A 796-nucleotide genomic window follows, 5' to 3' on the forward strand; every position below is an offset into this window, starting at 1 on the left:
CGCCGTCATCGTCATCGGCTCCGCCGCGTTCGCGAGCACGGCCTACCACGCGGCGATATATGTCGTCGTCGGTGATCCTTCGATCTATCTCGGCTTAGGTCTCATCGCCTGTGTATCGTATTGCTTCATCATGAATTACCTCGGCATGTACGAGCTCGCCGAGATGTTGCGGCGGGATCGTGATACATTGCGCACAGGCCTGAGCTGGGCGGCCACCGTCTTGTTCTTGACGGTGGTCTTGTTCGTGGTGAAGGCCGGTGGCGAGGTCTCTCGGGGCGCGGTCGCGTCCTTCGCCGTCATGGCAGGAGCCGGCCTGCTCGTGTGGCGCCGTACGGCCGTCCGAATGCTCCAGTTCGGGCTGCTGAATGCAATGGTTCGGGGCCGACGCGTGCTCGTCATCGGAACCCAGCACGAGCTCGGGCAGTACGACACGCGTGACCTGGTCGCTGGGTTCGGGCTCGAGGAAGTGGAGCGTGTCGTGCTGCCGCCGGCCGAGGTCGACGGCTCCCTCCGGCGCCTGAAGGCGTTGGTCGACGAAGGGCTCGAAACCGCTCGTCAAAGGCGTGCCGACGAGATCGTCTTGGTGCTGCCGTGGACCAACACGGTGCAGATCGAGGCCGCCCTAGAACGGATCAGGACTTCCCCGTTGCCGGTACGCCTGCTCCCCGACCGGGCGATCGCGACCATCCTGCGACGACAAAGCTCGGGGTCGCCGCGGGACGGGTTCACGATCGAGGTGCAGCGGGCCCCGCTGTCGACCTTCGAATGCGCGACGAAACGTGTGATGGATATCGTG

The 796-nt window shown here is 64.7% G+C and carries 1 pseudogene; it reads left to right on the plus strand.

Annotated elements, in window-relative coordinates:
* Positions 1-796, plus strand: a pseudogene (locus tag ABTU92_RS30695) (hypothetical protein); the annotation flags it as partial.

The organism is Rhodoplanes sp. SY1 (genome assembly GCF_046000175.1).
Classification (GTDB): Bacteria; Pseudomonadota; Alphaproteobacteria; order Rhizobiales; family Xanthobacteraceae; genus Rhodoplanes.